The organism is Blautia sp. AF17-9LB, assembly GCF_003479185.1.
In the GTDB taxonomy this organism is placed as follows: Bacteria; Bacillota; Clostridia; order Lachnospirales; family Lachnospiraceae; genus Fusicatenibacter; species Fusicatenibacter saccharivorans.
Map to the genome: position 1 here is coordinate 51,656 of NZ_QUGU01000020.1, position 13,670 is coordinate 65,325.

Consider the following 13,670-nt stretch of genomic DNA (forward strand, 5'->3'; position numbering starts at 1 on the left):
TTTACGGAAATATTCGAAAGTGCAACTTACTCAAACAAATAATCTTCCTCAGGCAGCATCCCATCCCGATGCTGCCTCTTCTTTTATTCTTTCCCTTCTTCCGCCCTCTTCCTCTCTTCTTTTTTCTTCTTTTTCACCACCCGCAGTCTCCGGAAAAACGCACTCAGCATCTCCGAGCACTCTTCTTTCAGCACGCCGCGCTCGACCTTCACCTGATGGTTAAACTCGTGCATTTCCAGCATATTTAAGATCGATCCCGCGCAGCCCGCCTTCGGGTTCATGCTGCCGATGACGACTTCGCTGACTCTTGCCTGTACGATCGCACCGGCGCACATCTGGCATGGTTCCAGGGTGACATACAACGTACAGCCCTCCAGCCGCCAGTCGCCGAGCTTTTTGCTGGCTTTCCGGATCGCATTCAGTTCCGCGTGGGACAGCGTGTTTTTATCCGTATTTCTGCGGTTATATCCCCGCGCAATCACCTTTCCCTCGTACACAATCACACAGCCGATCGGCACTTCCATCAGCTTTTCCGCTTTCTTCGCCTGCGTAATCGCCTGGCGCATGAAGCGTTCCCGTTCTTTCCGGTGCGCTTTTTCCTCCGGCGTTTCCAGCTTTGTTTCTTCTTCCATTGTGCACTTCCTTTCTTCTCTGCGTATATTTTCTGTCCTTCCCGCATATCGTGAACTGTAGCGCAGTATCTTTTTCTACTCTTTTTACTTCTATGCAGGAGGTTTTTATGTCTGATTACCGGCGTTTCATTGCCTATCTATACGAATACCCGAACAACCGCAAGGGCGGATGCTGCGGCTTTGTCCGCGTGGAGTCGCAGAACGGCTTCTGCCGCATGGACTTCCAGATCAAATCGCCGTCGCTTCCGCCGGAGACCTCGGTCACGGTCTACGGATTTATCCGCCGGTCAGGGCGGATGTACGGCATTCCGCTCGGAAATCTCCTTGCGGGGCGCTCTTCTACGAGTGGAAAACTCTTCACGCACTCCGATGCCATTGGGCAGACGGATGTCACGCTCGACGAGCTTGGCGGTCTGATCCTGCTCTGCCGCCAGACCGGCGTCATCGCCACCCAGTGGGACGATCTTCCGATTCAGCCGGAGTTTTTCTCGCCCACGCTCCCGCAGGAGCCCAAAACATCCGCAGACAATGGTACCAGACCGACCGAAGAGAAAACTGCCGAAACACCCGAACCTCTGGATCCCGCCGTACCTGCGCAGTCCCTGCCATCATCAGACGCTTCAAAAGCACAGTTCGATGAACTTTCCACAGAATTCAGCAGCAATTCCGAACTTTATCCACAAAATTCCAACCCGGAATCCACCGTCTCCACAGAATCCACATCAACTGACACGGTAAACACCGTTCCTGCAGACAGGATCACGCAATCATCCGCCAACACACTCTATCCCGCATCCGCGGAATCTGTGAAAACCGCAGAAAGCTATCCCTCTGCCAACCCGGAACCGCCGCAGCCCATCCCGGATTCTACCGCCCAGCCGCTACATATGACTTCCGCCGATTTTCCCGCCGCAGCAGCCGTGCCGCCGTCCCGGGCTGCTCTCTATCTCCAGCTTCAGGACCAGTTCCCGGAGTTCCATCCGTTCCCAGATGATGATCTGACCGACTGCCTGCGCCTATCACTCGACGATCTTCCACAGCTCCGCGCCGCCGGTCTTTCGGTGGATGCGAACCGCTTCGTCCTCCATGGCTCCTCGTCCTATCGCCATCTGCTCCTCGCCCGGAACCGCGACCAGCAGGAACTCTGGTATTTCGGCGTCCCCGGCGTCTACACGCCGAATGAGCAGTTCATGGCAAGCCTCTTCGGCTTTTTCCACTTTAAGCAGGCGATGCGCCCATCCGAGCTCGCGCCCGATGCCCGCTTCGGCTACTGGTACCGCACGCTTTAAAGCGTTTTTTAATCCACGCCGCGGATCTCCACCGTCTCAATCTTTCCGCGCAGGATCTCGCAGAACCGCTCGAGCTGCTCCCGCGCATACCCCGAGAACCTCGGATCAATCACATAATCCGATTCCCGGTAATTCTGCAGGAAGTACCGTTTTGCCCCGGAAAGCCACTTTCCGATCGCTTCGATCTCTTCCCTTCCATGCAGCTCTTTGCAGAGCGTTGTCCGGAACTCATAGTCCACCACGCCGCTCTTTAAAAACTCGACCGACTCATTGATCCGCATCACATCGATCTTTTTCACGCCCGCCGTCTCGCCGTACCGGGACGGCGCGTTTTTGATGTCCATGGCGACGTAATCGATTTTCTTCTCTTCCACCAGCTTTTTCAAAATCTCCGGCCGGTATCCATTCGTATCGAGCTTCACAAGATATCCCAGTTCCTTAATTTTCGTCACGAACCGCTCCAGATCCGGATCCAGCGTCGGCTCACCGCCCGTCACGCAGACGCCGTCCAGCACGCCGCGCCGCTTTTCGAGCACTGCAAAAATCTCCTCCTCCGGAATCACCGGCTCCCATTCGGGATGCTGCACGAGATTTCCGTTCTGGCAGAACGGGCAGCGGAAATTACATCCGCCCGAAAACAGTGTACACGCCACCTTGCCCGGGTAATCCAGCAGCGTCAGCTTTTGAAATCCATGTATGACCATATGCTATCCTCTCTGACCGCAGGACTCCGAACTTTCGTCCGCCCTGCAACAGAAAAAGCGGAACCATAATGTCCGCTTTTTCCATTTATCTTCTATTGGTAATTATTTGCCGTAACGCTCTGCCTGAGAACGGATCAGGTCCAGATCATCAAAATAGTTGATTTTCATGGCTGCTTTGACATCCGCCAGTGTCTGAGCGGCAACTTTTTCTGCCTCTTCGCTGCCTTTTTTCAGCATCTCATAGATCGCCGGAATGTCTTTTTCCAGCTCTTTTCTGCGATTGCGGATCGGCTCTAAGGTCTCCTGCAGTACATTGTTCAGGAACTTCTTCACTTTGACATCGCCAAGGCCGCCTCTCTGGTAATGTGCTTTCAGCTCGTCGAGATTTGCGTAATCCGGCAGATAGCGCTCGAAGTGCTCCGGCTGGCAGAATGCATCGAGATAGGTAAATACGGTATTTCCCTCGATCTTGCCCGGATCGGTGATCTTGATGTGATCCGGGTCGGTGTACATGCTCATGACTTTTTTCTTGATCTCATCCGGCTCCTCGGACAGGTAAATGCAGTTTCCGAGCGATTTACTCATCTTCGCTTTTCCATCGATACCCGGCAGACGTCTGCAGGAATCATTCTCCGGCAGCATAATCTTCGGCTGCACAAGTGCTTCGCCATAAACTGTATTGAATTTGTGGACGATCTCCTGTGTCTGCTCGATCATCGGCATCTGATCTTCTCCAACCGGAACGGTCGTTGCCTTGAATGCAGTGATATCGGCTGCCTGGCTGATCGGGTAGGTGAAGAATCCAACCGGGATGCTCGCCTCAAAGTTTCTCATCTGGATCTCCGATTTTACGGTTGGGTTTCTCTGCAGTCTGGAAACCGTAACGAGATTCATATAATAGAAAGAAAGCTCGCACAGTTCCGGAATCTGAGACTGAATAAAGATGGTGCTCTTTTCCGGATCAAGTCCGCAGGAAAGGTAATCCAGTGCTACCTCCAGAATGTTCTGGCGCACCTTCTCCGGGTTGTCCGCATTGTCGGTCAGCGCCTGTGCGTCTGCAATCATGATGTAAATTTTATCGAATTCACCGGAGTTCTGCAGCTCTACGCGGCGGCGCAGTGAACCAACGTAATGTCCTACATGCAGCTTGCCGGTCGGTCGGTCACCGGTCAGTATAATTTTTCCCATTTTTCTTCCTGCCTTCCTGATACGTAATCTTCGCAGTCCGCTTCTGTATGAAAAATTTCATGAAAATTCTCATAACTGCGGACCTTCTACATACCCTCTATAATACCGTCTTTTTACAAACACTGTCAATGGTCTTTTCCTGTAAAATCCCTCAAAATATCTATTATGAGACAAATCGTTCAACAGCCACGTACAGCCTTCCCTTTTTCGTCTGGTTCTGCACGCCCACATAGCGGAATTTTCCCATATGGCGCACGGTCACGAGATCGTCCTCTTTTAATGACGCACTCGGCGATGTCACCAGCTTTCCGTTGATAAACACCTGGCCGCCCTCGATCAGCGGCACCATTTTGCTCCGCGAACTGCTGAACGCCAGCGACAGCACCGCATCGAGCCGCACGGAAGCGACGGAGCCTTCTTTCCGCTCGGTTTTCGGCTCCGTCAGCTCCTCCGGCAGTCCCGCCTCGACTTCACAGTACACGCTCGTATGGCGCACTTTTTTCAGCTCCGCACAGATGTAGTCCGCCATATCCGCCATACAGATCAGATACGCCTGGTTTCCATCGATCAGAATGTCTCCCAGCTTATACCGCTCCACGCCGAGATTCATCAGTGATCCTAAGAAATCACGGTGTGACAGCGCATCCGCAAATTTTTCATTCAGCGGGCTGATGCGCACGACTGCGATCGGAAGCATCGACGCATCACCGTCCTCTGCATAGGATGGCAGAAACAGCGCCGCTTTCCGCTCTGCCGCCTCGTATCCGCCGGACAGCACGTAACGCACGCCCGGGATTTTATTTACCGTACGGTAGAACAGATCCTGCTCCGCCAGCGTCAGAAACTCCGTGTGTGACGGAACATCCCTGTGATAACACTGCTCTGCCAGATCCTGAATCCGTCCGACCAGCACTTCTTCCTCATTCATGGTAATCCCCCTTTGATACACCGCGGGCTGCCCCTGTTTTCTTTCGGGCAGCCCACGTATCACACTTTATTTATCCAGCAGCATCGACAGCCCGATCCGCTTCTTCGCCAGATCAAGGCTGATGACCTTCACTTCCACGATATCGCCGACGCTCACAGCCTCCAGCGGATGCTTGATGAAGCGTTTCGTCATCTGGGAAATGTGGACGAGTCCGTCCTGATGCACGCCGATATCGACGAATGCACCGAAGTCAATGACGTTGCGCACGGTTCCCTTTAAGATCATGCCGACCTTCAGGTCCTTCATATCGAGCACGTCGGTGCGCAGGATCGGGCGCGGCATCTCGTCACGCGGGTCACGGCCAGGCTTCTGCAGCTCTTTGATGATATCGCGCAGCGTAATCTCGCCGACACCGATCTCCTCTGCCATCTTTTTGTAATCTTTGATGAAGAACGCCGTCGGTCCCTCGCTGATCTGCTCTGTCTTCATATTTAACTTTGCAAACAGCTTCTCTACTGCCTCGTAGCTCTCCGGATGAACGCTTGTGCCGTCCAGCGGATTTTTGCCGCCGGTGATGCGCATAAAGCCCGCGCACTGCTCAAACGCCTTCGGTCCGAGTTTTGCCACTTTCAGGAGCTCTTTTCTGCTCTCGAAACGGCCGTTCTCCTCGCGGTATGCCACGATGTTTTTTGCTATCACCTTGCTGACACCGGAAATGTATTCCAGCAGCGACGCGGATGCCGTGTTCAGATCGACACCGACTTTATTCACGCAGTCCTCAACGACACCGCCGAGCGCCTCGCCGAGCTTCTTCTGGTTCATATCGTGCTGATACTGGCCGACACCGATGGATTTCGGATCGATTTTGACAAGCTCTGCCAGCGGATCCTGCACACGGCGTGCGATGGAAGCGGCGCTTCGCTGTCCGACATCAAAGTTTGGAAATTCCTCGGTTGCCAGCTTGCTTGCGGAGTAAACGGACGCTCCTGCCTCGTTTGTGATCACATACGCAACCTTCTCCGGGATCTCTTTTAAGATCTCGACGATGATCTGCTCGGACTCACGGCTTGCAGTTCCGTTTCCGACAGAAATCAGGGTGACGCCGTATTTGTGGATCAGATCTTTTACAGTGGCTTTCGCTGCCGCAATCTTCTTCTCGTTCGTCGGCGCGGTCGGGTAAACCACGGTGGTATCGAGCACTTTTCCAGTCGCATCGACAACGGCCAGCTTGCATCCCGTACGGAACGCCGGGTCCCATCCAAGGACAACCTGGCCTGCGATCGGCGGCTGCATCAGAAGCTGCTCAAGGTTCTTTCCAAAGACCTTGATCGCACCGTCCTCTGCCTTTTCGGTGAGCTGATTTCTGACCTCACGCTCGATGGCCGGAGCGATCAGACGGTTGTAGGCATCCTCGATGGTCGCCTGCAGAACCGGCTTTGTCTGCGGATTCTCTTTGGTGATGATTTTTTTCTCGAGATAACGCAGGATTTCTTCCGTCGGCGCCTCAATTTTGACGTTCAGGAATTTTTCTTTCTCACCGCGGTTCAGTGCCAGCACACGGTGTCCGGCAATTTTCGATACCGGCTCGGAAAACTCATAGTAATTCTCGTAAACGGACTCTGCTTTCTCATCCTTTGCTGTCGAGACGATCAGGCCCTTCGCCTCGGTTCTGCGGCGGATCTCCATACGGTAATCGGCCTCATCGGAAATGCTCTCGGCGATGATGTCGCAGGCACCAGCAATGGCGTCTTTTGCCGTTTTGACTTCCTTTTCTTCTGAAACAAAAGCCTCTGCCTCTTTTTCGAGCGGCTCTTTTGTCATCTGTAGAAGAATGATATTCGCCAGCGGCTCCAGTCCTTTTTCTTTTGCGATCGTCGCACGCGTCCGGCGTTTCGGACGGTACGGGCGGTATAAATCCTCTACGACCACGAGAGTTGCGGCCTCTTCGATGGATTTTTTCAGTTCTGCGGTCAGCTTGCCCTGCTCCTCGATGCTCGCAAGGACAACGGCCTTGCGGTCATTTAAACTGCGCAGGTACATCAGACGATCGTACAGATTTCGCAGTATCTCATCGTTTAAGGAACCTGTTGCTTCTTTTCGATATCGTGAAATAAAAGGGATCGTGTTTCCCTCGTCAATCAGTTTCACTGCAGCTTCTACCTGCCACGGTTTGACGTTCAGCTCAGCTGCCAATACCTGATTCATATCCATAGGTAAATTCCTCCTGTTGTCTCTTCCAAAACACGCTGTTCCTTCTCTGTTTTTCCCGCATAAAAAGCGGGACCCTTGGCGGAACAGCCACTCTATTACCTTATCAATAGGTCTTGTTTTTGTCAACCTTACATGATAAAATCTTTACTATAGCTTTTTTGACAGACTGCGTGTGAAACCGCGCTTTTTTGCAGAAGAAAGGACATTTTATGACACCAGAAAATTACGATCCAAACACCAATGAGTCCGGAGATTCCTATCAGTCCTCCCATCCGTACGGCGTGCCTGAGGGCCAGCGTCCCGGACCGTATCAGCATTACCAGCAGCAGCCTCCCGTACAGCCGCCGCGCAGGACGGGTTCGCAGGCCCTTGCGGCCGCTTCGATGGTCATGGCGATCTGCTCCTTTTTGTTCATGCTCAACATGGGTTCCCTGTTTTTCGGCTCGCTCGGCGTGATCTTCGCCCTTTTAAGCCGCGGCGCAGGACGCATGAGCGGCACGGCAAAAGCCGGTCTGGCGGGCTGTACCATCGGCATAATTGTCGGTATCTGCATGTATGCTTTCCTGCTTTTCAACATGGTCAGCGGCGGCAGCACCAACCTGCTCAAGCGGTATTACAATCAGTACATGCAGGAATACCAGATGACACCGGATAACGGAACAACCACCGACGGAAATACCATCTAGGTACCAGAAAGGATTTTTCATGAACGGACAAAAACAGAAATTTTCAGAACTGAAAAAGCAGGCCCGTGAGGCCATGGCAGGCCGATGCGGCACGCTGGTGGGCGCAACCGCGATCAACCTGTTTCTCACCTTCTCCTGCTCCCTCATCCCGACGCTGATTTTTTCAGGCACAACGCTGTACGATATCATTTTCCTGAATCTGACGCTGTTCCTGTTTTCCCTGCTCCTCAGCCTCTTTCAGGCGGGCTACTTAAAGATCTGCCTCTCAACGCTGCGCGGGGAACCGATTTCCGTCGGTGATATGCTCTACGCTTTCTATCACCACCCGGACCAGTACGTGCTGATGTTCCTTATCATCAACGGCATCAGCTCCGTGATCGCCCTGATTTCCAGCATTCCGGGCTTCCAGTATCTTTCCTCCCCGAGTGCGGAACTGACGCTTGGAACAGCACTTTCCATTGATGCCGAGCTTTCTTCGCTCATGAATGTTTACGTTTATAAGCTGATCGGCTCTCTCGTTTCCACGCTGGTGCTGGTTCCGTTTTCCCTTTCCACCTTCGTGATGAACGACGCTCCCGGCATCGGCCCGATCCAGGCGATCCGTCAGAGCTTTGCGATGATGAAGAAGAACTTTTTCCGCTACATTCTGCTTCTCTTAAGTTTCTTAGGGCTTGAGATTCTCGCATCCTGTTCCTGTGCCATCGGCTTTTTGTGGGTAATGCCCTATATGCAGATCACGATGGCTGCGTTCTATCAGGAACGGAAAGATGTCCTGTATCCGGCATCGGAACCGGTGGGATATGATACAGATTCCTTTGGATCCGGCACAGATCTTTAAAAATAAATTTTAAGATAACTAAAAAGACGTTTCACACCCCTTGCTTTACGGCTGTGAAACGTCTTTTTAGTTATGTCTATTTCGAGATCTTAAATTCTCGCGCGGATTCTGCTCTGGATTCCGTCGAGTTTCTCTGCTTTTTCTCTGTACTCCTGCTCTGTGATTTCGCCTGTGATGAATGCGAACTCCTCGGACAGACTTGGAACTGCTACGATTTCTACTTTTCCGAACAGCTCCTCGATCTCACTCTGGCGCTCTGCGGCGTGGCCGGACACGCGGACGAAGAAGCGGCTCTTTACATCATCGATCTGCAGCAGGTCCAGTTTTTCCTCGCTCCAGCTCATCATGATGTTTCTGCCTTTGTTCTTTGCGCAGTCTACGACATCGGCTACAACGGCACTTGCGGTCGGAAGCTTTCCTGCTCCGCTTCCGTAGAACATCGCATCACCCAGTACATTTCCGTGGATGAAGATGGCGTTGAAGACACCGTTTACGCTGTACAGCGGGTTTTTCGCGTCAATCATCACCGGGCTTACCATGGCGTAATACTGATTACCCACCTTGCGGCTTGTTGCGAGCAGTTTGATTGCGGTTCCCATCGAGGTCGCATATTTGATATCCTCTGCGGTGATCTTTGTGATTCCCTCGGTGTAAACCTCTTCGTAATTGACTTCTTTTCCATAGGCAAGAGAAGAAAGAATCGCAATTTTACGGCAGGCATCGTAGCCTTCTACGTCTGCTTCCGGGTTGCGCTCTGCGTAGCCAAGGCGCTGTGCCTCTTTTAACACATCGGCAAAATCGGAACCGTCGCTTGCCATTTTGCTTAAGATGTAGTTTGTCGTACCGTTTAAGATACCCGTTACTTCATCGATCTCATCTGCAGTCAGGGAGGAGTTTAACGGACGGATGATCGGGATACCGCCGCCGCAGCTTGCCTCAAACAGATAGTTTGCGCCGTGCTCTTTTGCAATTGCAAGAAGCTCGGTACCGTGTCTTGCCACCAGCTCTTTGTTGGATGTGCAGACGCTCTTTCCAGCCTCCAGCGCACGTTTTGTGAAGGTGTAAGCCGGCTCAACGCCGCCCATGACCTCGACAACAATATCAACCTCCGGATCGTTTGCGATCACTTCGTAATCATGTACCAGCACTTTTTCCACTGGATCTCCCGGGAAATCTCTTAAATCCAGAACGTATTTGATATTAATCTCGTTCTCTGCTCTCTTGTTGATGCTGTCATGGTTCGTGTTGATGACTTCTACCACGCCGGAACCAACGGTGCCATATCCTAATACTGCAATCTGAATCATCTCTTTTGTCCCTCTCTTGCTTTTTCTTTTTCAGGACTCCTGTCCTAAGATTTTAAAATAATGAACTCCCTGTCTGGACTCAATCTCATTGATCATCTCCGAGGCGTCTCCCCGGTCTTCCGCGATATCCACGCTGATTGTCAGTGACGCCACGCCGTTTAACGGAATCGTCTGATGAATGGTCAGAATGTTTCCGTGAAACTCGGCGATAATCTTCAGCACATCGGAAAGCAGTCCCGGCTCATCGTCCATCTGCAGAATAAACGTAATCGTTTTTCCTTTTGCATTGTCATGAAAAGGAAGAATATCATCTTTGTATTTATAGAAAGAGCTTCTGCTGATTCCCGCTTTTTCCGTTGCCTGCTGCACGGTAAGCTCCTGCATATCCATCAACCGTTTGGCCTCGATGACCTTCAAAAGGACCTCCGGAACCGCCTTTTCTTTGATTACATAATACTTTGTTTTCTCTTCTCTCATGGCAATCCTCTGTTTCTATGTTCTTTCCAGGAAATACATTTGTTTTCACAGGAAAGATCGTACCATATTCCGGCACAATGCGCAAGGACTTTTTAGAATCCGATACTTCCGCCGCCGTGGCTGTTTCCGCTGGCGGATGTGTGAACGTGGCTTCCGCCGCCACCGCCTCCTCCGCCGCCGGAACCGCCTCCTCCGTGGTTTCCGTCGTCCCTCGGGATCTTGTGCATCGACACATGGCGGTCAATCAGTGCATCCCTGCGGTCTCTGATTTTTACGCGTTTCAGATCCGCATAGCCCTTTGCACCGCGGTTTTTCTTTCGTCTGTAACTCTTCCAGATTCCAAAATAAACACAAAATCCTGTCACAGCAGCTAAAAGGACAGCAATCATTGCCTCGGTACTGTTGATTTTACGGTAATGAATGATCGAGCCGTCTTCTGTAATCAGGTAGTCCGCCTCGGAAACACCGCGGTCGAAGCACTCCTGCGTTATCGTAATCATTTTTGCAAACGTCCCCGCATAGTCGCCCTCTTTTGCATAGCTCTGCGCTGCCTGCAGGATGTCATCGATTTCCGCGTCCGACATATAATACTGCATAATGCCCGACGTTGAAATCACAATCTGGCGCTGTCCCATATCGATGAGAAAGCAGACGCCGTTCGGCTCCTTCGGATACTTTTTATCATAGAAATCATCCGCAATCGCCTGACAGTCCTCGGAGCCGCTGCTGTACTCGGTCAGGATCACCATATGAATGTCCGTATTGCTCTCGAACTCCGCACAGGAACGCTCGAGATCCTGCTCCTCCTCATCCGAAAGAAGCGATGCGTTGTCATAGACATACTGGGTGTCCGCTTTTACGGTATTCACAGAAAAAATCCCGCACAGCAGAAGGGCTGCAAAAATGCCGAGCAGATATTGTCTCGCTTTTTTCATTCTTCTCATGAGAAATACCCTCCCACCAGCATAAAGATCAGTACAAAAAGTGCACTCACAACCGACGTCAGCAGCGCTTTTTTCCGCTCAAACGGAAAATCACCGTTGATCGTGCCGGTCTGGCCGTTCATCGCGTAGTAATAAACCTTTCCGTCTTTTCCCGGATACGTCAGTGTCCAGACCGGAAACAGTACGTAACGCCAGTCCTCCCGCTTTGGAGAAAGCTTCATTTTCTCCTGCTCGAGGGAGAGATACTCGTTCGCCTCGTTCCGCATTGCGCCGCGCGCCATCATCTCCAGTTCTTTTTTCAGTTCCGGTGCGATCTGCGCCTGTTCGATATCACGTTTTTCCGCCTGAAATCCGGAAAGATAGCCCATAGAAAACGGCTGCATCTCCTCCAGACGATAGGGCTGCACGCATTCGATCAGATCGCGGTCGGCCTTGTTCAGTGCATTGCGCGACAGACCGTCCACGCGGACCTCGCCCTCCCGGCGGACATCGTAGATGCTGGTCTCTTTGTACTCCACATCACCGGTCTGCCAGACTCTCACCTTCCGGCCGCGTGCCATGTAATCCGTCTCAAAGTCTCCGCCGTAAATCCAGTACGGGAAATAGACACCCGTCATCTTCTGTACCTGGTTTTTCTCGAAAAAGTCCTTCGGAATAAAGCGTTTCTTCCGCGCAAATGACAAAAATTTCTCGATTGCCTGCTCCTTGCTGATCTTAAACGGCAGCACGAAATCCGGCATATATTCTCCCGAGAGCCGGCCGGAAAGCACCACCGGGTTGTGGCAGTAGAAACAGTATGTCGCTGCCGTCGTCGCATCGGTCACAATCTCGGCGCCGCAGTTCGGGCAGGTGTAGACAACTGCTTCGCCCTGCTCTGTTTCCTCCGTACTGCTTTCCTTCTGTGCATCGGATGCTTCCTGTGCACCGGCAGCATCGTCCTCCCCGTTCAGCGCTTCCGCTGCTTTCGGGTTCGCCTTTTCGGCTTCTTCCTGTGTAAACGAGGACAGGCAGTACTCGCATTTATACTTTCCGCTTGCCGGATCGAAGGTCAGATCGCCTCCGCAGTTCGGGCATTTGTATGTAATAACCTCCATATTCTATCCCTCCTTCCCCGGAGCCGCTGTTGTATTGGATGGTTATCTGTTTTCTTTTACTGTCTTGGTTTTCCGCAGTTCGAGCAGAACTTGCCGGTATTCTCGGTCCCGCATGCGCAGACCCATTTTCCTGCCGCTTCCGGTTTCGGGCTGCCGCAGTTCGAACAAAACTTCCCGCTGTTCTCCGTTCCGCACTTGCCGCAGATCCACACCATCGGCTTTGCACTTCCGCAGTTTGAGCAGAAATTGCCGGTGTTCTCCGTTCCGCAGGAGCATTTCCATACGCCTTTTGCAGCTTCCTGCTGTGTCTTGGCTGCCGCCTGCTGCTGCATCTGCTGCTGATTCGAAGCGGACGCCGATGCAAACGAGGAACCGAAGGCATTCATACCCATCTGAACACCCATAAAGCCGTTCATGGCTCCGTTTGGGTTGGCTGCTGCTTTCTCCATACTGCGTGCCATCGCTCCCTGTACATAGCCCTCACGGATCGATGGATCAGACATCATCGCACCTTCGTTGCGCATCTGGATCAGTTTCTGGGAAGCTTCATCGTAGGAAAGGCTTGCGATTGCCACGGACTGGATCTCCATGCCGCGCATTGCCCGCCAGCTCTCATCCATCGCATCTGCCATGTAGCGGGACAGCTCGGCGCTCTTGGATGCTGCGAACGAAATGCGGATGCCGTCGGCTGCCATCTGATTGATCGAGGACTGCAGGCCCTCTAAAAATTCGTTCATATACTGCTCGTTGATATCCTCGATCTCCACGCGGGATGCGTTTCTCGGCACAGCCTCTGCGTAGAAGCGGAGCGGATCGACGATGCGGATGGAATAGGAACCGTGTGCCCGAAGGAACAGCTCGGCATTGTAGAACTGGTCGAAATAGTTGACCGGATTTCTCGTTCCGAATTTGATTCCCTTGATTTCCTGCAGATTAATATAGAAAACTCTCTGCTCATGCGGAGTCTGGCCGCCGAATTTCAGGCGCTCAAACGTATCTTTTACTGCCGCGTCAAGCGATCCGCTGAACATCGACGGAGACGATGACTGGTCTACGGTAAAGTAGCCCGGCTCTGCGGTGTAATCAATGATCTTTCCGCCGTCTACCAGCATCATGAACTGATTGTCATAGACATGGATCACAGAACCGTTTGAAATCGTCTGGCTTCCCTTTTTATTCTGGCCTTTTCTTACCAGAATTCCCTCTGTAAATACCGTATGTTCCCCCATCTCATACGGTTCCACGGTCTCCAGCCACTGATCGGCGAGACTGCCGTGTACTGCATTGACTGCTGCTCTGATAATACCCATACTTTTACCTCCTGTTTGCCTTTGGCTTCAAAACAGAAAGGAGCATTTCCGTCCTCTGTTGG

At 52.2% G+C, this 13,670-nt stretch carries 13 protein-coding genes; 3 read left to right on the top strand and 10 right to left on the bottom strand.

Going from position 1 to position 13,670, the window contains the following annotated elements; genetic code table 11:
* Nucleotides 1–83: 83 nt before the first annotated feature.
* A complete protein-coding gene (tadA, locus tag DWX00_RS17100) occupies nt 84–632 on the bottom strand; it encodes a tRNA adenosine(34) deaminase TadA (RefSeq protein WP_117509593.1) in 549 nt (182 codons plus the stop codon).
* A 107-nt stretch (nt 633–739) separates the two neighbouring features.
* On the opposite strand from tadA, the gene DWX00_RS17105 reads away from it, so the two are divergent.
* Entirely contained in the window at nt 740–1,921 is a 1,182-nt protein-coding gene (locus DWX00_RS17105; RefSeq protein WP_118595856.1) for a DUF6128 domain-containing protein, read from the top strand.
* An 8-nt stretch (nt 1,922–1,929) separates the two neighbouring features.
* Here the strand turns inward: DWX00_RS17105 and DWX00_RS17110 are convergent, their stop codons facing one another.
* From DWX00_RS17110 to DWX00_RS17125, 4 genes are all read right to left on the bottom strand, one after another.
* The gene (locus DWX00_RS17110; RefSeq protein WP_055228308.1) at nt 1,930–2,625 is read right to left on the bottom strand and encodes an anaerobic ribonucleoside-triphosphate reductase activating protein; all 696 of its coding nucleotides are present in this window, start codon (nt 2,623–2,625) and stop codon (nt 1,930–1,932) included.
* A 102-nt stretch (nt 2,626–2,727) separates the two neighbouring features.
* Nucleotides 2,728–3,813: a tryptophan--tRNA ligase gene (gene trpS / locus DWX00_RS17115; RefSeq protein WP_022461312.1), complete on the bottom strand. Its 1,086-nt coding sequence runs from the start codon at nt 3,811–3,813 to the stop codon at nt 2,728–2,730.
* Nucleotides 3,814–3,976: 163 nt separating this feature from the next.
* The gene (locus DWX00_RS17120; protein WP_022461313.1) at nt 3,977–4,741 is read right to left on the bottom strand and encodes a YlmH family RNA-binding protein; all 765 of its coding nucleotides are present in this window, start codon (nt 4,739–4,741) and stop codon (nt 3,977–3,979) included.
* 66 nt (nt 4,742–4,807) lie between these two features.
* Nucleotides 4,808–6,952 (bottom strand): Tex family protein, encoded by a 2,145-nt coding sequence (locus tag DWX00_RS17125; protein ID WP_022461314.1) that lies wholly within the window; start codon nt 6,950–6,952, stop codon nt 4,808–4,810.
* A 209-nt stretch (nt 6,953–7,161) separates the two neighbouring features.
* On the opposite strand from DWX00_RS17125, the gene DWX00_RS17130 reads away from it, so the two are divergent.
* The gene (locus DWX00_RS17130; protein WP_118595857.1) at nt 7,162–7,638 is read left to right on the top strand and encodes a DUF4190 domain-containing protein; all 477 of its coding nucleotides are present in this window, start codon (nt 7,162–7,164) and stop codon (nt 7,636–7,638) included.
* Nucleotides 7,639–7,657: 19 nt separating this feature from the next.
* Nucleotides 7,658–8,476, top strand: coding sequence for a DUF975 family protein (locus DWX00_RS17135; RefSeq protein ID WP_118595858.1), 819 nt, complete (start codon nt 7,658–7,660; stop codon nt 8,474–8,476).
* Nucleotides 8,477–8,565: 89 nt separating this feature from the next.
* Here the strand turns inward: DWX00_RS17135 and DWX00_RS17140 are convergent, their stop codons facing one another.
* The 5 genes from DWX00_RS17140 to DWX00_RS17160 all read right to left on the bottom strand — a co-directional run bounded on the left by DWX00_RS17140 (nt 8,566) and on the right by DWX00_RS17160 (nt 13,608).
* Complete coding sequence (locus DWX00_RS17140; RefSeq protein ID WP_118595859.1) at nt 8,566–9,783, bottom strand: homoserine dehydrogenase; 1,218 nt, start codon at nt 9,781–9,783, stop codon at nt 8,566–8,568.
* Between the two features lie 30 nt (nt 9,784–9,813).
* Complete coding sequence (locus DWX00_RS17145) at nt 9,814–10,260, bottom strand: ACT domain-containing protein (RefSeq protein WP_022461318.1); 447 nt, start codon at nt 10,258–10,260, stop codon at nt 9,814–9,816.
* Between the two features lie 92 nt (nt 10,261–10,352).
* Nucleotides 10,353–11,204, bottom strand: coding sequence for a TPM domain-containing protein (locus DWX00_RS17150; protein ID WP_055228304.1), 852 nt, complete (start codon nt 11,202–11,204; stop codon nt 10,353–10,355).
* Nucleotides 11,201–12,298 carry a TFIIB-type zinc ribbon-containing protein gene (locus tag DWX00_RS17155; RefSeq protein WP_118595860.1) on the bottom strand — a complete coding sequence of 366 codons (1,098 nt, stop codon included), beginning with the start codon at nt 12,296–12,298 and terminating at the stop codon, nt 11,201–11,203. Before DWX00_RS17155 ends, DWX00_RS17150 begins: the two co-directional genes overlap by 4 nt.
* Nucleotides 12,299–12,354: 56 nt before the next feature.
* Nucleotides 12,355–13,608, bottom strand: a complete 1,254-nt coding sequence (locus tag DWX00_RS17160) for an SPFH domain-containing protein (RefSeq protein ID WP_118595861.1) — start codon at nt 13,606–13,608, stop codon at nt 12,355–12,357.
* Between the last annotated feature and the right edge of the window lie 62 nt (nt 13,609–13,670).